18 protein-coding genes and 1 pseudogene are annotated in these 19,449 nt (G+C 72.3%); 12 read left to right on the top strand and 7 right to left on the bottom strand.

Annotation, left to right across the window (positions count from 1 at the left end; all coding sequences use genetic code 11):
• Nucleotides 1-233 precede the first annotated feature (233 nt).
• Entirely contained in the window at nucleotides 234-2,234 is a 2,001-nt protein-coding gene (gene tkt / locus QFW77_RS07745; protein WP_280573887.1) for a transketolase, read from the top strand.
• 55 nt (nucleotides 2,235-2,289) lie between these two features.
• On the opposite strand, the gene QFW77_RS07740 is transcribed toward tkt, so the two are convergent.
• From QFW77_RS07740 to QFW77_RS07725, 4 genes are all read right to left on the bottom strand, one after another.
• Nucleotides 2,290-2,748 carry a hypothetical protein gene (locus QFW77_RS07740; protein ID WP_280573886.1) on the bottom strand — a complete coding sequence of 153 codons (459 nt, stop codon included), beginning with the start codon at nucleotides 2,746-2,748 and terminating at the stop codon, nucleotides 2,290-2,292.
• Nucleotides 2,749-2,927: 179 nt separating this feature from the next.
• Nucleotides 2,928-3,677, bottom strand: a complete 750-nt coding sequence (locus tag QFW77_RS07735; RefSeq protein ID WP_425603293.1) for a M23 family metallopeptidase — start codon at nucleotides 3,675-3,677, stop codon at nucleotides 2,928-2,930.
• Between the two features lie 4 nt (nucleotides 3,678-3,681).
• Nucleotides 3,682-4,617, bottom strand: a complete 936-nt coding sequence (locus QFW77_RS07730) for a L,D-transpeptidase family protein (RefSeq protein WP_280573884.1) — start codon at nucleotides 4,615-4,617, stop codon at nucleotides 3,682-3,684.
• A gap of 85 nt (nucleotides 4,618-4,702) precedes the next feature.
• Nucleotides 4,703-6,697: an acetyl-CoA hydrolase/transferase C-terminal domain-containing protein gene (locus QFW77_RS07725; protein ID WP_280573883.1), complete on the bottom strand. Its 1,995-nt coding sequence runs from the start codon at nucleotides 6,695-6,697 to the stop codon at nucleotides 4,703-4,705.
• Nucleotides 6,698-6,781: 84 nt separating this feature from the next.
• Between QFW77_RS07725 and QFW77_RS07720 the strand changes: the two genes are divergently transcribed.
• On the top strand, nucleotides 6,782-7,150 hold the full coding sequence (locus QFW77_RS07720) for a BlaI/MecI/CopY family transcriptional regulator (protein WP_280573882.1): 369 nt from the start codon (nucleotides 6,782-6,784) through the stop codon (nucleotides 7,148-7,150).
• A complete protein-coding gene (locus QFW77_RS07715; protein WP_280573881.1) occupies nucleotides 7,140-8,651 on the top strand; it encodes a TonB family protein in 1,512 nt (503 codons plus the stop codon). The genes QFW77_RS07720 and QFW77_RS07715 overlap by 11 nt, the downstream gene beginning before the upstream one ends.
• Nucleotides 8,652-8,700: 49 nt before the next feature.
• On the opposite strand, the gene QFW77_RS07710 is transcribed toward QFW77_RS07715, so the two are convergent.
• Nucleotides 8,701-9,450, bottom strand: a complete 750-nt coding sequence (locus QFW77_RS07710) for a sulfite exporter TauE/SafE family protein (protein ID WP_280573879.1) — start codon at nucleotides 9,448-9,450, stop codon at nucleotides 8,701-8,703.
• 177 nt (nucleotides 9,451-9,627) lie between these two features.
• Here QFW77_RS07710 and QFW77_RS07705 point away from each other — a divergent pair, with 177 nt between their 5' ends.
• Entirely contained in the window at nucleotides 9,628-10,212 is a 585-nt protein-coding gene (locus QFW77_RS07705) for a protein tyrosine phosphatase family protein (protein ID WP_280573877.1), read from the top strand.
• Between the two features lie 34 nt (nucleotides 10,213-10,246).
• Here the strand turns inward: QFW77_RS07705 and QFW77_RS07700 are convergent, their stop codons facing one another.
• Entirely contained in the window at nucleotides 10,247-11,068 is an 822-nt protein-coding gene (locus QFW77_RS07700; RefSeq protein WP_425603292.1) for a S1/P1 nuclease, read from the bottom strand.
• Nucleotides 11,069-11,120: 52 nt separating this feature from the next.
• Complete coding sequence (locus QFW77_RS07695) at nucleotides 11,121-11,744, bottom strand: OmpW/AlkL family protein (protein ID WP_280573875.1); 624 nt, start codon at nucleotides 11,742-11,744, stop codon at nucleotides 11,121-11,123.
• 166 nt (nucleotides 11,745-11,910) lie between these two features.
• Between QFW77_RS07695 and gap the strand changes: the two genes are divergently transcribed.
• From gap to QFW77_RS07655, 8 genes and pseudogenes are all read left to right on the top strand, one after another.
• The gene (gene gap / locus QFW77_RS07690; RefSeq protein ID WP_280573873.1) at nucleotides 11,911-12,915 is read left to right on the top strand and encodes a type I glyceraldehyde-3-phosphate dehydrogenase; all 1,005 of its coding nucleotides are present in this window, start codon (nucleotides 11,911-11,913) and stop codon (nucleotides 12,913-12,915) included.
• A 242-nt stretch (nucleotides 12,916-13,157) separates the two neighbouring features.
• Entirely contained in the window at nucleotides 13,158-13,964 is an 807-nt protein-coding gene (locus QFW77_RS07685; RefSeq protein ID WP_280573870.1) for an isocitrate lyase/PEP mutase family protein, read from the top strand.
• A gap of 137 nt (nucleotides 13,965-14,101) precedes the next feature.
• Complete coding sequence (locus tag QFW77_RS07680) at nucleotides 14,102-14,272, top strand: hypothetical protein (protein WP_280573869.1); 171 nt, start codon at nucleotides 14,102-14,104, stop codon at nucleotides 14,270-14,272.
• Nucleotides 14,273-14,371: 99 nt separating this feature from the next.
• On the top strand, nucleotides 14,372-14,911 hold the full coding sequence (locus QFW77_RS07675; RefSeq protein ID WP_280573868.1) for a cysteine hydrolase family protein: 540 nt from the start codon (nucleotides 14,372-14,374) through the stop codon (nucleotides 14,909-14,911).
• 15 nt (nucleotides 14,912-14,926) lie between these two features.
• Nucleotides 14,927-15,181 carry a hypothetical protein gene (locus QFW77_RS07670; protein WP_280573867.1) on the top strand — a complete coding sequence of 85 codons (255 nt, stop codon included), beginning with the start codon at nucleotides 14,927-14,929 and terminating at the stop codon, nucleotides 15,179-15,181.
• 141 nt (nucleotides 15,182-15,322) lie between these two features.
• A complete protein-coding gene (locus tag QFW77_RS07665) occupies nucleotides 15,323-15,823 on the top strand; it encodes a YciE/YciF ferroxidase family protein (protein WP_280573866.1) in 501 nt (166 codons plus the stop codon).
• A 209-nt stretch (nucleotides 15,824-16,032) separates the two neighbouring features.
• A pseudogene (locus tag QFW77_RS07660) lies at nucleotides 16,033-18,387 on the top strand (DEAD/DEAH box helicase); the annotation flags it as partial.
• Nucleotides 18,384-19,433 carry a ribonuclease H-like domain-containing protein gene (locus QFW77_RS07655; RefSeq protein WP_280573865.1) on the top strand — a complete coding sequence of 350 codons (1,050 nt, stop codon included), beginning with the start codon at nucleotides 18,384-18,386 and terminating at the stop codon, nucleotides 19,431-19,433. The pseudogene QFW77_RS07660 and the gene QFW77_RS07655, both read left to right, overlap by 4 nt.
• Nucleotides 19,434-19,449 lie beyond the last annotated feature (16 nt).

Here is a 19,449-nt window from a genome sequence, read left to right as displayed (position 1 = left end):
CCGGGCGCCGCTGCTTCCGAAGCCCGCGGGCACGCTCCCGTTTCCACGCAAGGCGGCCCCCGTCCTGATACCACCCGCACCGCGTGGTGTTGCATACGTCGCGCTCGCTCAGCGGTGTGGAGAACGCGACACCTGGCGCCATACGACCGGAGGCACGACGCGGACACGACCCGCGCGGGCGTGGGACAATGGCGGCCCCCGCCCGCCGCGCAGCCGCCAGACACTCCGACTCCATGACCAAGCCGACCCGTCGCGACCTCGCCAACGCCATCCGTTTCCTCGCCGCCGACGCGGTCGAAGCCGCCAAATCCGGGCACCCGGGCATGCCGATGGGCATGGCCGACATCGCCGAGGTGCTGTGGAACGACTATCTCAGCCACAGCCCCGACAATCCAAAATGGTTCAACCGCGACCGCTTCCTGCTTTCCAATGGCCACGGCTCCATGCTGCAGTACGCGCTGCTGCACCTGGCCGGCTACGACCTGGCCCTGGAGGACCTGAAGAATTTTCGCCAGCTCGGCTTCCGCACCCCGGGACATCCCGAGAACTTCGTCACCCCCGGCGTCGAGACCACCACCGGTCCGCTCGGCCAGGGCTTCGCCAACGCGGTCGGCTTCGCACTCGCTGAAAAGCTGCTGGCGCAGCGCTACAACCGCCCCGAGTACGCCGTCGTCGACCATCGCACCTGGGTCTTCATGGGCGACGGCTGCATGATGGAAGGTGTCTCGCACGAAGCCGCCTCGCTCGCCGGTACCCTCGGGCTGGGCAAGCTGGTCGCGTTCTGGGACGACAACGGCATCTCCATCGACGGCGAGGTCGAGGGTTGGTTCACCGACGACACCCCCGCCCGTTTCGAGGCCTACGGCTGGCTGGTGATCCGCGACGTCGACGGCCACGACGCCGATGCGATCCGCAAGGCGATCGACCAGGCCATGGGCCAGGACGAACGCCCGGTGCTGGTCTGCTGCCGCACCACCATCGGCTTCGGCTCGCCCGCGAAGGCGGGCAAGGAATCCTCGCACGGTGCGCCGCTGGGGGCCGACGAGATCGCCGCCACCCGCAAGGCGCTCGGCTGGGAGCACGGCGCGTTCGAGATCCCCGAGGCGATCCGCGACGGCTGGCGCGCCAACGGCGCCGGCAAGGTGCGCGAGGAACAGTGGAACCGCCTGTTCGACGGCTACGCGGCGCGTCATCCGCAGTTGGCCGCGGAACTGACCCGCCGCTCTCACGGTGAACTGCCGGAGGACTTCGCCGCCGTCGCCGACGCCTACGTCGCCAAGCTTCAGGCCGAGGGCCCCACGGTCGCCTCGCGCAAGGCCTCGCAGATGGCGATCGAAGCGTTCGCGCCGCACCTGCCCGAACTGCTCGGCGGCTCGGCCGACCTCGCCGCCTCCAATCTCACCCTGTGGAGCGGCAGCAGGACCGCGGCCGGCGACCATCCCGACGCCAACTACGTGTACTACGGCGTGCGCGAGTTCGCGATGACCGCGATCAGCAACGGCCTGGCGCTGCATGGCGGATTCATCCCGTACGACGCCACCTTCCTCGTGTTCAGCGACTACGCGCGCAATGCGGTGCGGATGGGCGCGCTGATGGGCGCGCACGTGATCCACGTCTATACCCACGACTCGATCGGCCTGGGCGAGGACGGCCCCACCCACCAGCCGGTCGAACACCTCGCCAGCCTGCGCCTGATCCCGCACAACGACGTCTGGCGCCCGTGCGACGCGGTCGAGTCGGCGGTCGCGTGGCGGGCGGCGATCGAGCGCAACGACGGGCCCAGCTGCCTGGTGTTCTCGCGCCAGAACCTGCCCCACCAGGCGCGCAGCGACGAGCAGCTCGGGCGGATCGCCCGGGGCGGCTACGTGCTCGCCGATGCCGCGGATGGCGCGCCGGACCTGATCCTGATCGCCACCGGCTCGGAAGTCGGGCTGGCCATGGAGGCGAAGGCGGCGCTGGATGCCGACGGGGTGCGCGCGCGGGTGGTGTCGATGCCCTCGAGCGACGTGTTCGACCGGCAGGACGCGGCCTATCGTGAATCGGTGCTGCCCGGCGGATGCCGCAAGCGCGTGGCGATCGAGGCCGGCATCACCGATTTCTGGCGCAAGTACGTGGGCCTGGACGGCGCGGTGATCGGGCTGGACCGCTTCGGCGCGTCCGCTCCGGCGAACGTGCTGTTCGAGCATTTCGGCTTCACCGTCGAGCGGGTGCTCGAGGCGGCGCGGGCGCTGTAGCGCGCCCGCGGGGGTGGAAGGGCCGACGATTGCCGGCCCTGACTGCTCTGGGCATCTACTTGCACTGCTGCTTGGTCACCGACACATCGCCCAGGTCGCCCGCGGTGTAGAGCGGGGGCACTATCGGGTCGCCGGCATTGGTCATCGCCAGGTGCAGGTTGGCGATGGCCTGCAGGTGGCCCGGCTCGCCGGAGGCGAACCGCCGCTGCGCATCCGCCGTCGCCCCGTACATGCCGTTGCACAGCAGCGCCTTGCGGAAGATCTCCAGCACCGCGATCCTCGCCCGGTAGCTCTGCAGACGCTGCTGCGCGTTCGCCGGTGCGTGAGCGATCCTGCCATAGGCCGCGGTGCACTGCGCGCCGAGGACCTGGTATGCCTCCTTGATCCCATCGCAGGTGGCGACTGTGGCCGGCGGCGCCGCGAACGAGGCCGCCGGCGAGAGCAGGGCGCAGGCCAGCATGGCGGCCGCCAGCCTCGACGGGCGGGCGCGGAGTTGTGCGTTCGGCGAGTTCATTGGTGGGGTCCTCCTTTGCTGCGGACACGTCGACGGCCGTTTCCGCCAGGATGGCGATTCGGTGGTGCCATCGCGCGTCCCGTCGGCGAGCGATCGCAGTCACCTCTGACAACGCGCCGCGCCGCGGCCCGTGAACCGTCCGCGACGGGGTGGTGTGCCGGTGCGCGATGCGCGCGCTGCTACCGCGGTGCGGTGCCGTCGCGCAGGAACGGGAACGGATTCAGCGGTTCGCCTTCCCACCAGTTCCGCTCCGGGCCCAGGCGGAAGATCGCGAAGTGCAGGTGCGGCGCCCCGGGGCTGGCATTGCCGGTGCTGCCGACCGTGCCGATCACCTGACCGCGACGAAGCCGCTGGCCTTCGGCCAGACCTGGCGCATAGGCCTGCAGGTGGCCGTAGTAGTACGCGAAGCGGCGCGCCGGATCGAACTGGTAGATCGTCAGCCCGCCGCGCTCGCTGTCGAACAGCTTCTCGACGTGGCCGTCGGCGACCGCCAGCACCGGCGTGCCGGCGGGCGCGATGATGTCGATCGCGTCGTGGCGGCGGCCCGCGCCGCGGGCATCGCTGAAGGTGTCCAGCAGCGCGCTGCGCGGCACGCCCCGGACCGGGACCAGCAGGGCGCCGGCGCCGGTCGCCGGCGGAGAAGCGGGCCGCGCCGGCGCGGGGGCCGCCTCCGCGGCCACGGGGGACGCGCCGGCCGGGGCGCCGGCCGCTGGCGACGAGGACGACGGGGACGAGGAAGACGGCGCCAGCGTCCCGGCGCCATCGTCCGGCTCGCCGCTCGCCGGTGCGGGATCCGGCCGCGCAGGCGCGGGCGCCGCCGGCGCGCCCGCCCCTTCGTTGGGTGTCGGGGTCACCCGTACGGGCGGGCTCCACCACAGCCACAGCGCAAGCGCCGCGGCAACGACGACGGCGGCGACGACAGCGCGCAACGGTCTACTCCTGCATCACCACGGGCGTCCCGGCCTCGAGCGCCGCCGCCACCGCGAGCGCGTCCCAGTTGGTCAGGCGGATGCAGCCGTGCGAGGCGGTCTTGCCGACGCTGGCCGGTTCCGGGGTGCCGTGGATGCCGTAGTGGGGTTTGGAAAGGTCGATCCACACCGAGCCGACGGGATTGTTGGGGCCGGGCGCGATCGTGGCCTTGGCATGGGACTGGTCGGCATCCCAGAACAGCTCGGGGTTGTAGTGGAAGGTGGGGTCGCGGGCGATCGCCTCGACCGTCCATTCGCCGATCGGCAGGGGATCGTGCTCGCTGCCCGAAGTGACCGGGAACTGGGCCATGGTGCGGTCGTTGCCGTCGAGCAGTACGAGGGTGCCATCGGATTCGTCGACGACCACCCTGGCGGCCTTCTCCAGTTCCGGCAGGTCGCGGACATTCGGCACGCGCAGGGTCGCGCCGGCCTTCGGTTCGGTATCCGGGTTGAGCGAACGGAGCAGTTCGGGGCTGGCCTGGAACCGCTCGCCGAGCGCTTCCCATGCCGAGCCGTAGCCGAGCCGCTCCAGCTCGGCCTTCTCGATCATGTCCTCCGGGGTCTCGTGGTAGGGGGCGGCGAGATCCTCTTCGGTCAAGCTGCGCTCGACGAGCGCCGGGGCGCCGTCGTCGAGCGCTTCCCAGGTCGCCTCGTCCACTTCCCCGCTCTCCGGCAGGTCGCGCGCAGCCTGGAAGCCGCGCAGCGCCCGGGCCTGGTTGGAGCCGGCAATGCCGTCGATCTGGCCGGGGGAGAAGCGCGCCCGCGCCAGCAGCACCTGGGCGTGCAGGGTGCGATCCGGCTGCGCGGATTCCGCCTCTTCCGGGGCGGGATCGGCGGCGCGCGCGCCCGGCGGCGCGCAGGCCATCGCCAGGGAAATCGCAAGCACGAGTCGGATCGGCATCGGCGTACTCCTCGAGGTGTGGCGGCACCATCGCCGGAGCGCTGCATTTCAGGCGTGAAGCGTGGCGAGCCCGCGTCCGGTACGTTCAGGCAGCTGTCCGGGAGCTGTCGTCGTCGGCCGACTGGCGCGGTGCGGTCTGGGCCAGCGCAAGCGCGAGCAGCCGGCGCTCGATCCGGGCGCCGGCGGCGCGCGGCCTCGCCAGGTCCATGCGCTCCAGCGCCTCCGCGTCGACTTCCTGGTCGCTTCGAAGCAGCGCCCGGGCGACGGTGCGGAGCTTGCTCACCGGCGTGGACGTGGCGCTGCGCAGCCAGGCCAGCGCACCCACCAGGCGCTGCTCGACCGCGGTGAAATCGCTGCCGAGCGGGTAGTCCGGCAAGGTGCCGTCGGCGCGCAGCGGCGCCAGCGCCGCGCGCAGCCGCCGCGGGGTGTTGTGTCGCCAGCCCTGCGGGGCGCTGAAGTCGCCGCGCAGCTTGCCGGCCGCGCGGGCGCGATCCAGCAGCCCGGCCTGGAAGCGCGCGTCGGCCACGCCGGCCATCGCGATCACGCAGTCCTCGTCGACCAGGCCGCGCACGTCGGCGATGCCGTATTCGGTCACGTAGAGGTCGCGCAGGTGGCGCGGAATGGTGGTGTGGCCGTAGCTCCAACGGATGTTCGATTCGGCCTTCCCGGCGGCATCGCGGGTGGCGCGCAGCAGCAGCGCCGAGCGGCCGTCCGCCAGTGCGTGCGCCATCGCCACGAAGTTGTACTGGCCGCCGACGCCGGAGACCACGCGCCCGTCCTCGAGGCCGTCCGACACGGCGGCGCCGAGCGCGGTGGCCATCATGCAGGAGTTGAAGAAACGCGCATCGCGCCGCTGCAGGCGCTCGAGCCCCTCGTCCAGCCCGTAGAGTTCGTTGACCTCGGACACGCGCTTCATGCCGATGCCGCGACGGGTGTCGTCGTCCAGCTCGCGCAGCCAGTCGTAGAACTCCGGCGAGCCGAGGTAGAACGCGCCGTGCAGGAACTCGCCGTCGCGCTCGACCAGGTCCCGGTCGAGGGCGCTGGCGCTGCCGTCGTTCATCCGCTGCATCAATGCTGCCTTGTCGACCACCTTGCGGCGGATCACCCCGACCTCGACCAGACGCCTGAACCCCTCGTTGATCATCTCGCTGCAGCCGTACAGGCCCTGCTCGAACGGCGCCAGGCCGCCGCAGGCGCGGACCGCCGGGTGCGATTCGAGTGCAGGATCCAGCGCCGCGAGCACGCGACGGTAGGCGGCGTTGTCGGCATGGCGCAGGGCCAGCGCGTGGCACAGCGCGTCGGCCAGCGCGCCGATGCCGATCTGCAGGGTCCCGCCGTCGCGCACCAGCGCGCTGGCGTAGAAGCCGATCGCGTAGTCGGCGTCGCCCACCGGCTGCCTGGGCAGTCCGAACAGCCGCGGATGGGGCGGCGGCGGCGCCACCACCGCATCGAAGAACGCCGCATCCACTTCCGCGACGCCGCCCAGCCAGGGCAGGTGCGGATCGATCTCCGCCACCAGCAGCGGGCGCGGCAGCCCCCGCGCCACCACCGCGTCGACCGCATCGAACGTGAGGTCGGTGTTGGACGAGAGCGACAGGCGGCTGCCGTCTTCGTTGGCCGCGACCTTCTGCACGATGCAGTTCACTCCGCGGTCCGCCAGCGCGCTGGCCACGTGGGTGTAGTTGAGACTGGCGTAGCGCCGCTGCGCCTGCGCCGAGCCCAGCAGCGCGCCGGACTGCAGGTAGAACTCCTCCACCACCACGTGCGCCGGCAGGGCGTCGCGCCGCATCGCCTCGACGTAGGCCAGCCTGGGGAAGTCGTCGCCGAAGTGGCGGGAGACGAAGGGGCCGAGGAAGCGCTTCTCGAGGCCGGCGCCGCCGCCGGGCGGGTCGAGCGACAGCGCGGTGTAGAGCGTCAGCGATCGCGACGGATCCCGCTCGACGCGCGCATAGAGGGCGTTGAGCAGCCGGTGCGGCTTGCCGAGCCCGAGCGGCGCCCCGACGTGCAGCGGGCCGTCGATGCGCCCGAGCAGGAAGCCGACGGTGTCGTCGAGGGTCTGGAACCGCTGTGGCGTATTCATGTCGCGAGTATCTCATTCGCCCCGCGAGCCGCTTGACAACGTCGATTACACGCGTAATCTGAGAAAAAATTACGGATGTAAACGATGCAGATCAGCGAAGCCGAATCGGCGGTGATGGACGTGCTCTGGAGCCGCAGCCCGCGGACCGCGGAGGACGTGGCCGAAGCCCTGCGCGCCTCGCGCGACTGGCAGGAGCCGACGGTGAAGACGCTGCTCAACCGGCTGCTGAAAAAGGGCGCGATCGCCGCCGAGCGCGACGGCCGGCGCTACCTCTACGCCCCGCTGCTGGCGCGCGATGCGTGGGTCGCGCAGCAGAGCGAGGGCTTCGTGGAGCGCATCTTCGGCGGCCGGGTCGCGCCGCTGGTGGCGCACTTCAGCGAGCGGGGCCGGCTCACCCCGGAGGACCTCGCCGAACTGCGGCGGCTGGTCGAGGGACTCGACGATGAACGCTGACTTCCTGCTGCGCTGGCTGGCGGAAAGCACCGCGGCGACCGCCGCCGCGGCCTGCCTGGTGCTGCTGCTGCGCCGGCCGTTGCGTCGTGCGTTCGGCGCGGGTGCGGCCCATGCCGGCTGGGCGCTGGTGCCCGCGGCGCTGCTGGCGGCCTCGCTGCCGCGTCCGGCGGCGGATTCGCAGCTCCTGCAGGCGCTGCCGCTCCATCCGGGCGTGCTGGTGGGGGCGGCGATGCCGCTGGATGGGAGGCCCGCGGTCTCCGCAGCGGCGTGGGCGGCGCTGTTGCTGGCGGCGTGGGCGACCGGAGCGGCGCTGTTCGCGCTGCGGCTGCTGGCGCGGCAGCGGCGATTCTCGGCCGCGCTGGGGGCGCTGCGGCGCCGCCCGGACGGCGCCTGGGAATCGAGCGGAGGGCAGGGCCCGGCGGTGGTCGGGGTCTGGCGCCCGCGGATCGTGGTGCCGCCGGATTTCGATGCCCGCTACTCCTCGACACAGGCCGCGCTGATCCTCGAGCACGAGCGCATCCATGTCCGGCGCGGCGACGTGCCGGCCGGTCTCGCGGCCGCCGTGCTGCGCTGCCTGTACTGGTTCAATCCGCTGTTGCACGTGGCGGCCGCCTGCTTCCGCCTCGATCAGGAACTGGCCTGCGACGCGGCGGTCCTGGCGCGCCATCCCGGCGCCCGCCGCCACTATGGGCAGGCGATGTTGAACACGCAGCTGGCCGTCCCTGGACTGCCGGTCGGCTGCCATTGGCAGTCCAGCCAATTCCTGAAGGAGCGCATCACCATGCTAGGAAATCCCCAACCAGGCGTCGCCCGGCGCCGAGCCGGAACCTTCCTGTTGTGCACCATGCTGGCGCTGGGCGGCTACGTCGCCTGGGCCGGCAGGCCGGCGGCCGCCGTGGCGCCGTCCCCGGCGCGACCGGCGTCCTCGGCGCCACCCGCCCCCGCAGCGGCAGGCGCGGCGGCGGCATCGCCCGTGGCCCCCGTGCCGGTCGCCCGGGAGACGGTTCGGAACGGAGCCGAGGTCGCCGCCGCCAGCACCCCGCCACCGAGATATCCCGCCGAGGCAGCCACCGTCCACCAGAGCGGCCGGGTCGTGCTCCGGCTCCTGGTCGCGGTCGACGGCAGCGTCAAGGATCTGATCGTCGAGGATTCGGAGCCGGCGGGCGTCTTCGACGCCGCGACGGTGGAGGCCGCGCGGCAGTGGAAGTTCTCCCCCAGGTTGCAGGATGGCCAGCCGGTGGAGGGGTGGGTGCGGGTGCCGGTGACGTTCGAGGCCCCGCCACCGGACGCGCCCGAGAGCGGGCGGACCGACGCGACGCCGGCTCCGCGGGCGGCGACTGCGACCGAGGACTGGCGCAGGGGCTACGACTGGGTCCGGCTGGACATCCGCGACGGGGCCGTGCGGGATGCGTCGTGCGAGCGCACCTGGATCGGGGATGGCGACAAGCACCGTTTCGCCTATTGCGGGCTGGCGCTCACCGGCCCGCGCCCCGGGGGCTGATGTTCCGGGCGCGGCCCCGCGGCGTGGCGGTGGCCGGGGGCGGCGAAGGCTAGGTCAGCAGCAGCTTTCCGGCCGCCACCAGCAACACCACCCCCAGTGCGCGCCGCAGGCCGCTCACGGGCAGCCAGCCGAGCCCGAGCTGGGTTCCGAGCAGGGCGCCGGCGGCGACCACGCCAAGCCACAGCGGCAACGCCTCCGGCAGGGTGCCGCCGGCGCGCAGCAGCCCGGCCAGCGCGGTCAGCGAATTGATCCACACGAAGGCCACCGAGGCGCCGCTGGCCTCACGGGTCGGCATCCAGTGCATGAACAGCAGCAGCGGGGTGAGGAAGATCGCGCCGCCGGTGCCGGTGAGCCCCGAGAGGGTCCCGATCGCGGCGCCCGCCGCCAGGCCGGGCGCCCAGGGCACGCGACGGCCGGCGGCGCGCGCATCGCTCGCCGCGGCGTCGCCGGCGCCGCGGAACACAGCGGCGGCCGCGACCAGCAGCACCGCGCCGAGCAGCACCGAGAATGCGCGCTCCGGCAGCGATACGCCGGCGGCGAGGAACGCGGCCGGCGCGGAGGCCAGCACGAACGGCAGCACGTTGCGCCAGCGCACGTGCCCGGCGCGGTGGAACCGCAGCAGGCCGATCCCGCCGACCAGCAGGTTAAGGGCGAGCGCGGTCGGGCGGATCTGCTCCGGCGCCAGCCCGAGCAGCGCCATGGCCGCGATATAGCCGCTGGCGCCGGCGTGTCCCACCGAGGAGTACAGCGCGGCCACGGCGAAAAACAGCAGGCCCAGCAGCAGCACGGTTTCGGTCATCGCAGAATGTTAGCGGCTCGCTCGCGCCGCTCGGGGAGTGCCCACCCCTGGGATCGGGCCTGCCGCCTGCGGACCGTCCGGAGCCGCGCGCCCGGCGGGCGGTGGATGCGGGCGCCCGGGCCGGGCTCGTTCGAGGGCGCGGCCTACAATCGGCAGCTCCAGCCACCGGAGCCCTCCATGCCCATCCCCAGCCATCCCGCCGGCGCCGCCATGCTGCTCGCGGCCATGCTGGCCTGCTCCGGCGCTGCCGCCGCCGCAGATCGCTCGCCTGCGGAAACGGGCGCGCGCCAACCGACGATGGAGCTCGAGAGGTCGCTCGGCCGGAGCCTGCCGGGAGTCCGCCAGCCGCGCCCCGGCCTGGTCACCGGCGGCCAGCCGGCGCCGGAGGCCTGGCCGGCGCTGGCCGCGCGCGGTGTGCGGACGGTGATCAACCTGCGCACACCGGCGGAGATGGCGGGCCGCGACGAGGCCCGCGAAGTCGCGGCCGCCGGAATGCGCTACCACGCCTTGCCCGTGGCCGGCGCGGGCGACCTAGACGAACGCCGGGCCGCCGCGCTGTGGCGGCTGATCGAGTCCGCCCCGGGCACGGTGGCGGTGCACTGCGCTTCTGGCAACCGCGTCGGCGCGCTGCTGGCGCTGGCCGCCGCCGAACATGGCGGAATGGACGCCGAAGCGGCGCTGCGTTTCGGCAAGTCGGCCGGGCTCGGCGGCCTGGAAGCGACGGTACGCGAGCGGCTGGGCCTGGCGCCGGAGTCGGAGTAGTCCGGCGGCGGCCGGTCAGGCTCCGGCGACGGCTTCAATCACCCAACGCATGCTCCAGCAGCGACGCCAGTCGCCGGCCGGCGTGCACCAGCTGCTGTTCGGCGACCGGACGCCAGGCCGTGTAGTAGGCCGGGTCGATCCTGGCGCGGGTCGGGTACACCCCCTCGCGCCGGACGATACGACACGACTCCTCCGCCCAGCGGGCCGCGTCGGCCGGGTCCGCCGTTTCGCCGGCGCTCGACGGCAGCGCGCGCAGCCGGGCCAGCTGACGCGAGTGCGATTCATTGCGGCTGTCGAACAGTCCGCTGTCCCACAGCGCGTGTAGGTTGCTGCCGCGGCCGTCGCGGCTGCCGTCGGGGATGCTGAGCTGCACCGTGTTGCCGCCCTTGTCGCGCGCGTAGCCGGCGTGCATCGGCTGGTGCACGTCGCCGACGAAGTGGACCACGAATTTCAGCGCCTGCAGGCGCTGGTGTGCGGGCCGGGCCCGGTCGGCGAGGATGCCGGCCTGCGAGCGGATCGCCTCGACCACGCAGTCGCCGTCGGGACAGTCGCGCGATGCCACGTAGCTGCAGCCGGATTCGGCGAGGTTGACGTAGTGCCACGGAGCGCTCGCGCGGCCCAGGTCGGGGTCTTTCGCGCGCAGCTCGTCGGCCCAGGTCGCGATGCCCGGCAGGGTCGGATCCGGTTCGTTGCGCAGCAGCGCGTCGACCTCGGCACGAACCTCGGGAGACAGCGCGCCGGCGGCCAGCTCGGCGACCAGGCGATGGCCGCGCGGCCCCCAGGCCTGCGCGGGCGCCGCGGCCAGCGCCATCGCGAGGAACAGCAGCGGCAGCAGGACGGAAAAGGAGCGGGCCATTCCGGCATTCTACCGGCATGGCCCGCTCCGTCCCCCTGTCCCGTGGGCCGCTTCAGAAGCGCATCACCCAGGCGGCGCCATAGACCAGCGGGTCGATCTGCGCGGTGCCCAGGTCGGCGCCGTCGACCGTCGCGTCGGCATCGATGTCGATCCAGCGCGCGTCGATGCGCAGCGAGCCGCGCTCGCCGATGCGCAAGTCGAGGCCGGCATGGGCGGCCAGGCCCCAGGAATCGTCCAGCGAAAGGTCGGTGCCGGCCAGCGCGCCGCTGGTGTCCTCGCTGAAGAACCTGGTGTAGTTGACGCCCACGCCGAGCAGCGGCGAGACCCGGCCGGTGCGGTTGAAGTGGTACTGCAGGCTCGCCGTGGGCGGCAGGTGCCGGGTGCTGCCGACGCGGCCCAGCCCGTCGATCGAGATGTCGTGCTGGAACGGCAGCGCCGCCAGCACCTCCAGGCCGAGGCCTTCGCGCAGGAAATACTCGACCGCGAAGGTCGGGCGCACGTCGTTGCCGATGTCCAGGGGCAGGGTGGCGCCGGCGAGCGCGCCGTTGTCCGACTTGGGGGCGACCTGGTGCGCGCCGAGGGCGAGGGTCCAGTCGCCTGCCGATTGCGCGGCGGCGGGCAGGGCCGCGGCGGCAAGCGCCGCGGCGAGGAAGGCGGGGATGGTCTTGCGGGTCATGGTCGTGCCTCGATCGGGAATGGCGGCAGTGTCCCGCCCGCCGCGGCGGTACGCCTTGATCGCAATCAAGGCGGCGGCGCCCGCGCGGGGGGGAGGCGGCGGCGCCTGCTAAAATCCCCGGTCCGTTCCCCCACCGCGCCCCGGCGCGATCGCAGGAGTCCGATTCATGACGATCAAGGTTGGCATCAACGGCTTCGGCCGCATCGGCCGCAACGTGCTGCGTTCGGCGTTCCAGAACTTCGGCGACGACATCGAGATCGTGGCGGTCAACGACCTGCTCGAGCCGGACTACCTGGCCTATATGCTGCGCTACGACTCCGTGCATGGCCGCTTCGACGGCGAGGTCTCGGTCGACGGTTCCACCCTGGTGGTGAACGGCAAGCGCATCCGCCTGACCCAGGAGCGGGACCCCGCCAACCTCAAGTGGGACGAGGTGGGGGCCGAGGTGGTGATCGAGTCCACCGGCCTGTTCCTGACCAAGGACACCTGCCAGAAGCATCTGGATGCCGGTGCGAAGAAGGTCATCCAGTCGGCGCCGTCGAAGGACGACACCCCGATGTTCGTGTTCGGCGTCAACCACGACAAGTACGCCGGCGAGGCGATCGTCTCCAACGCCAGCTGCACCACCAACTGCCTCGCCCCGCTGGCGAAGGTGCTCAACGACAAGTGGGGAATCAAGCGCGGGCTGATGACCACGGTGCACGCCACCACGGCCACCCAGAAGACCGTCGACGGGCCGTCCAACAAGGACTGGCGCGGCGGCCGCGGCATCCTCGAAAACATCATCCCGTCCTCCACCGGCGCGGCCAAGGCGGTCGGCAAGGTGATCCCGGAGCTCGACAAGAAGCTCACCGGCATGTCGTTCCGGGTGCCGACTTCCGACGTGTCGGTGGTCGATCTGACCGTGGAACTGGAGACCGGCGCCAGCTACGAGGAGATCTGCGCCGAGATGAAGTCGCAGTCGGAAGGCGCGCTGAAGGGCATCCTCGGCTACACCGAGGACAAGGTGGTCGCCACCGACTTCCGCAGCGATCCGCGCACCTCGATCTTCGACGCGGACGCGGGCATCCAGCTCGATCCCACCTTCGTCAAGCTGGTGGCCTGGTACGACAACGAGTGGGGCTATTCGAACAAGTGCCTGGAACTGGTGCGGGTGGTGGCGGCGAAGTAACCGCCGCTTCCGGGCGCATACCGCAAGGCCCCGCTCCGGCGGGGCCTTCGCGTTTCCGGCGGGTGGCGCGTCGGGGCGCGTCTGCCCGCCCGGGTGCGGGCGCGGTGGTGCCCCGCCACGTTGCGCCTCCGGGCGCGCGCCTGCGAACTCCGCGATGCGTGCCGGGCCGATCATGTCCGAAAACGGCGAGCACCCAAACGCCGCGGCGCCACAATGGCGGCCCTTCCCAGCGGAGTCCCACGATGCAACGTCCCGACGACGCCACCTTTCGCGACCTCCATCGCGGGCCGTCGCCGCTGCTGCTGCCCAACGCCTGGGACGCGGCCAGCGCGCGGCTATGGCAGCAGGCCGGGGCGGCCGCCCTGGCGACCAGCAGCGCCGCGCTCGCCTGGTCGTGCGGATACGCCGACGGCGGTGCGCTGCCACGCGACGTGCTGCTCAACCGCCTGCGCGAGATCGTGCGCGCGGTGCAGGTCCCGCTGAGCGTCGACCTGGAGGACGGCTACAGCGCCGATCCCGCCGAAGTGGCGGCACTGGCGGCCGAGGTCGCCGGCGCGGGTGCGGCCGGCATCAACCTCGAGGACGGGGCCGGCGAGCCGGCGCTGCTGGTGGCCAAGATCCGCGCCGTCCGCGCCTTGCCCGAAGCGGCGCCGCTGTTCGTCAACGCGCGCACCGACGTCTACCTGCGAGGGCTCGCCGGCGGCGGACAGGCGGCGATGACGGCCATCGAGCGTCTGAACGACTATCGGGAGGCCGGCGCCGATGGCGGGTTCGTGCCGGGCCTCGACGCTCTGGACGGCATCGCCGCGATCGTGGCGGCGGTACCGCTGCCGCTCAATCTGATGGCCGGCCCCGGGCTGCCCCCGCTGGACGCCCTGCGCGCGGCCGGGGTGCGACGCATCAGCACCGGACCGGCGTTGTTCTTCCAGGGCTATGCGGCCGCGAGCGAGGCCGCGCGGCGCTTTCTGGCCGGCGATCCCCGGCCGGCGCCGGACCGGGGCCCCGGCTACGACGCGCTCAACCGGATGTTCGCCCGGGCGGAAGGCTGAAGCAGCGGTAGGCAGAGAGCGTCGGCGCGCCGGCGCATGAACGGTTCAGCCCCGCCCCGCGTGCACGCCGCGGCTTTTCACGTTGCACCGTCCTTGACCTGCATAGCCTCTGCGCACCGTCGAAGCCCCGAGGATGCATGACCATGCAAGTCCAGGAAACGCCGCCCACCGACCCGTCCGATCTCAACCATCCCGACCGCAATCCGGGCGATCCGTCGCGCCAGCCGCCGGAGCATCCCGGCCGGGACGACCGCGACGCTGGACGGCGCGGGCAGGAACCGCCCGGACAGGGCCACCCGCGCGACTGAAATGCGCGCCGCCGGCGCCGGGCTCGGTGTCTGCACATCGCCTGTGCGCGCATACGGCAATGATCCTGCCCCGCCCGAGCTACCGGCACGCCAAACGCCATGCCCAACCGCGACGTTTCCCTGCTGATCCTCGACGTGATCAATCCGTTCGATTTTCCGGCCGCCGGAAAGCTGCGCGCCCGCGCCCTGCGGATGGCGCCGCGGCTGGCGCGGCTCAAGCGCCGGATCAAGTCGGCGGGCGGCAGTTGCGTCTACGTCAACGACAACTTCGGCCTCTGGCAGTCCAATTTCCGGGAACTGCTGGCGCGGGTGCAGGAAACCCCCGGCGCGGAACTGGCGAACCGGCTCGCGCCGGAAGAAGACGACCGCTTCGTGCTCAAGCCGCGCAACTCGGGATTCTTCCAGACCCCGCTGGAACTGCTGCTGCAGCACCTGGGTGCGAAGCGGGTCATCGTGACCGGGATCGCCGCCGAGTCCTGTGTGCTCGCCACTGCCCTGGACGCCCACATCCGCGAGCTCGACTGCCACGTCCCCGGCGACTGCACCGAATCGGTCTCCGAGGCGCGCAAGCACGCGGCGCTTCAGGTGCTCGCCGCCGCGCGGATCGGCACCGGCGCGTCGGCGGGGTTGACCGCATGAACGGGGCGCCGCGCGATGTCGCCTGACGTCGTCGGCTGGATCGCTTCGGCGATCCTGCTGCTCACGCTGGCCCGGCAGATCCATACCCAGTCGAAGGACCCCGACGCCCGCGGCGTCTCGAAGTGGCTGTTCGCCGGGCAGATGGCCGCATCGACCGGGTTCGTCGTCTACAGCTGGATGCTCGACAACTGGGTGTTCATCGTCACCAACGCGGCGATCCTGGCGACCGCAGTGGTCGGGCAGGTGGTGGTGGCCAGGAAGAAGCGCTGAGCGGGCGCCGCGGCGGCACCGGATTCGCTCCGATCCGGTGAAGGCCGCCCCGGTTTTTTTTCACCACGGCTTCGCCTGCCCGGCCGTAGTTTTCCGCCGGCACCACCCACCCCCTGGACGACCAAGCAGGAGATTCCCCCGATGTCCGTCAAGACCATCGAAGAACTGTTCATCCACGAGCTCTCCGACATCCACAGCGCCGAGAAGCAGCTGACCAAGGCGCTGCCGCGCCTCGCCAAGGCGGCCGACGCCCCCGAGCTGAAGGCCGCCTTCGAGACCCACCTCGAGGAGACCAACGGCCAGATCGAGCGCATCGACCAGGTGGTCGAGCTGTTGGGCATCAAGCTCAAGCGCATCAAGTGTGCCGCCATGGAGGGACTGATCGAGGAGGGCAAGGAAGTGATCGAGGAGGTCGAGGCCGGCCCGCTGCGCGATGCCGCGCTGATCGGCGGCGCGCAGAAGGTCGAGCACTACGAAATCGCCTCCTACGGCACCCTTTGCGCCCTGGCCAAGCAGCTCGGCTACAAGGACGCCATTCCGCTGCTGCAGGAAACCCTGGACGAGGAGAAGGCCACCGACGAGAAGCTGACCATGCTGGCCGAGAGCGGCGGCAACCGGCGCGCCGCCCGTCAAGCCGCCTGATCGCGACCCCGTGGGACCCGAGGGGCGCGCCGCGAGGTGCGCCCTTCTTCATGCCTGCCGCCGGTGCCGACCACGGCTCAGCGACATCGCAGACTCATCGGGTGAGACGCGGCCGCCCTACAACGGCGTCCCCTGCCGCCACCGGGCCGCCCTTGAACGCGATCCTCCGCTCCGCCGACCATCCCATCGCCCCTGCCGGCAGTGCCGGCGACGGCACCGCACTGGCCGAACGCCTGGCGCAGCGCTATGGCGAACGCATCACCGGCAGCCTCCTGGTGCCGGGCCGGGAAGGGCGCTTCGCGCCGTTTCCCGGCGACCTGCCGCCACGCCTGTGCGCGGCGCTGCGCGCGCGCGGGCTGGAGCGCCTGTACAGCCATCAGGCGCAGGCCTGGGAGGCCTGCCGGGCCGGGCGCAGCATCGTCGTCGCCACGCCGACGGCTTCGGGCAAGTCGCTGTGCTACACCCTGCCGGTGGTGGCCGCGGCGCTCGAGGCCGGCAGCAAGGCGCTGTACCTTTTCCCGACCAAGGCGCTGGCCCAGGACCAGGTGGCCGAACTGCTCGAGTTCAATCGCGCCGGAGAACTCGGTCTGCGCGCGGCCACCTTCGACGGCGATACTCCGGGCGATGCGCGCCAGGCGATCCGCCTCAACGGCGACATCGTGGTCAGCAACCCGGACATGCTGCACCAGGCGATCCTGCCGCACCACACCAAGTGGGCGCAGTTCTTCGAGAACCTGCGCTACGTGGTGATCGACGAAGTGCATACCTACCGCGGCGTGTTCGGTTCGCACGTCGCCAACGTGGTCAGGCGGCTGAAGCGGGTGTGCGCGTTCTACGGGGTGACGCCGCAGTTCATCCTCTGCTCGGCGACCATCGGCAACGCCGCCGCGCACGCCCGGGCGCTGGTGGAGGTGCCGGTGGACGCGGTGACCGAGAGCGGCGCACCCCATGGCGACCGGCACATCCTGCTGTGGAACCCGCCGGTGGTGAACCCGGACCTGGGCATCCGCGCCTCGGCACGCTCTCAGGCCAACCGGATCGCCCGCATCGCGATCAAGGCGGGGCTGAAGACCCTGGTGTTCTGCCAGAGCCGGCTGATGGTGGAGGTGCTGACCAAGTATCTGAAGGAGGTCTTCGACCACGACCCGCGCAAGCCGCGGCGGATCCGCGCCTACCGCGGCGGCTACCTGCCCACCGAGCGCCGCGAGGTGGAGCGGGCGATGCGCGCCGGCGAGATCGACGGCATCGTCAGCACTTCGGCGCTGGAGCTCGGCGTCGACATCGGCAGCCTCGACGTGGTGGTGCTCAACGGGTACCCCGGCAGCGTCTCCGCCACCTGGCAGCGCTTCGGCCGCGCCGGCCGCCGCCGCAAACCCTCGCTCGGGGTGCTGGTGGCCAGCTCGCAGCCGATGGACCAGTACATCGTGCGCCATCCCGAATTCTTCGCCGCAGCCAACCCCGAGCACGCGCGGATCGAGCCGGACCAGCCGCTGATCCTGATGGACCACATCCGCTGCGCCGCGTTCGAGCTGCCGTTCGTCGACGGCGACGCGTTCGGCCCGGTCGAACCCGGCCCCTGGCTGGAGGTGTTGGCCGAGAGCGGCGTGCTGCACCGCGAAGGCGGGCGCTGGGAGTGGATCGCCGACAGCTATCCGGCGCAGGCGGTCAACCTGCGCTCGGTGGCCGACGGCAACTTCGTGGTGGTGGATCGGACCGACGGCCGCCAGACCATCCTCGCCGAGGTCGACTACTCCGCCGCCGCGCTGACCCTCTACGAGGGCGCGATCCACATGATCCAGTCCGAGCCGTTCCAGGTCGAGCGCCTGGACTGGGAGGGCCGCAAGGCCTACGTGCGCCGCACCCACGTCGACTACTACACCGACGCGATCGACTACACCCGGCTGAAGGTGCTGGACCAGGCCGAGACGGCGGCAGCGGGCGAGGGCGACGCCAGCCACGGCGAGGTGCACGTGGTGCGGCGCGTGTCCGGGTACAAGAAGATCCGTTTCCATAGCCACGAGAACATCGGCTACGGCCCGGTCGCGCTGCCCGACCAGGAGCTGCACACCACCGCAGCCTGGTGGCAGCTGCCGCAGCGCGTGCTGGATGCCGCGTTCGACAGCCGCCAGCACGCCCTCGACGGATTCCTGGGCGCCGCGCATGCGCTGCATCTGATGGCGCAACTGCTGGTGATGGCCGAGAGTCGCGACCTGCAGAAGGCGGTCGGCAGCGGCGACGGCGCCTGGTTCGCCAGCAGCGACGCGGCCGGGCGCGGCAGCTGGCGCAATGCCGGTGGCGAGGCCGGAGCGCCGGAGCAGGTACGCGGGTTCACGCCGACCCTGTACCTCTACGACAACTATCCCGGCGGGGTGGGCCTGTCGCTGCCGCTGTACGAGCGCCGCGCCGAACTGCACGCGCGCGCCACGGAGCTGGTCCGCGGCTGCGCCTGCAGCGGCGGCTGTCCCGCCTGCGTGGGGCCGGTGCTGGCCGCGCAGGAGGAGGCCGAGGAGGCGCCGAAGCGGCATGCGCTGCGCGTGCTCGAACTGCTGGGCAAGGCGGCATGACCCAGCTGGCAAGGCGCCTGGCCGGGCTGCGGCGTGAGGCGGGTGCCGCGGGAGAATCCGCGGCCCGCGCTCGACCCGTGGCGCCGGACGGGAGGGGTGCCGCGCGCAGCGAGCCGCCGGTTCCGGCGGCCCCGACCGGGGTCGCGGTCGTCGACCGCCTGCCCGATTGCCGGGCGGCTGCGAATGCCGCTGCGCGCGATCCGGGCGCGGTGGATGCGGAACTCGGCGACGCAGCCGGAGGCGCGCGCGATGCCGCGATCGCCAGGCTGCGTCGCCTGCTCGATCTGCAGCCGCGGCCGGCGCCGCGCCCGGCACCGGCGGCCGACCGCGCCCTGAACGGCGAGGAGATCGCCCCCGGCCTGCGCTACGTCGAGACCTGGGCGCCGTGGGAGGCGCACGGGCCGCTGTCGCTGTACGGCATCGGCCAGGGCGAAGTGGCGCGCGAGCACCTGCTCGCATTCGACACCGAGACCACCGGGCTTGCCGGCGGGACCGGCACCCGCGCCTTCATGATCGGCGCCGCCGACTTCCGCGACGGCGGACTGCGCCTGCGCCAGCTGTGCATCGCCACGCTGGCCGCCGAAGCCGAGATGTTGCGCATCTTCGCCGGCTGGCTCGGTCCGGACACGGTATTGCTCAGCTACAACGGCAAGAGCTACGACCGACCGCTGCTCAGCACCCGTTTCCGGCTCGCCCGCCAGCCCGACCCGCTGCCCGGCTGCGGCCACATCGACCTGCTGCACCCGATGCGGCGCCGCTACCGGGGCGTGTGGCCGAACTGCCGGCTGGCGACCGCCGAGCGCGAACTGCTCGGCGTGGTGCGCGAGGACGACCTGCCGGGCGCCGAGGCGCCCGCGGCGTGGCTGGGCTATCTGCGCGGCGGCAGCGCCGCCAAGCTGCGCCGCGTCGGCGCCCACAACGCCCAGGACCTGCGCAGCCTGTGCGCGCTGCTGGAGCGCCTGACGGACCGGGATCCGCCCGCCCCCGGGGCATGGACGGCGCCGCGGGGGGGCGCGCTACAGCCGGGCACCGCACGGCCGCTATAGTCGCCGGGACCAGGCG

Origin of the sequence: Luteimonas endophytica (assembly GCF_029887875.1) — a bacterium.
GTDB lineage: Bacteria > Pseudomonadota > Gammaproteobacteria > Xanthomonadales > Xanthomonadaceae > Luteimonas > Luteimonas endophytica.
Note: the sequence above shows the minus strand (reverse complement) of the source record. Positions and strands in the feature narration are given on the sequence as shown.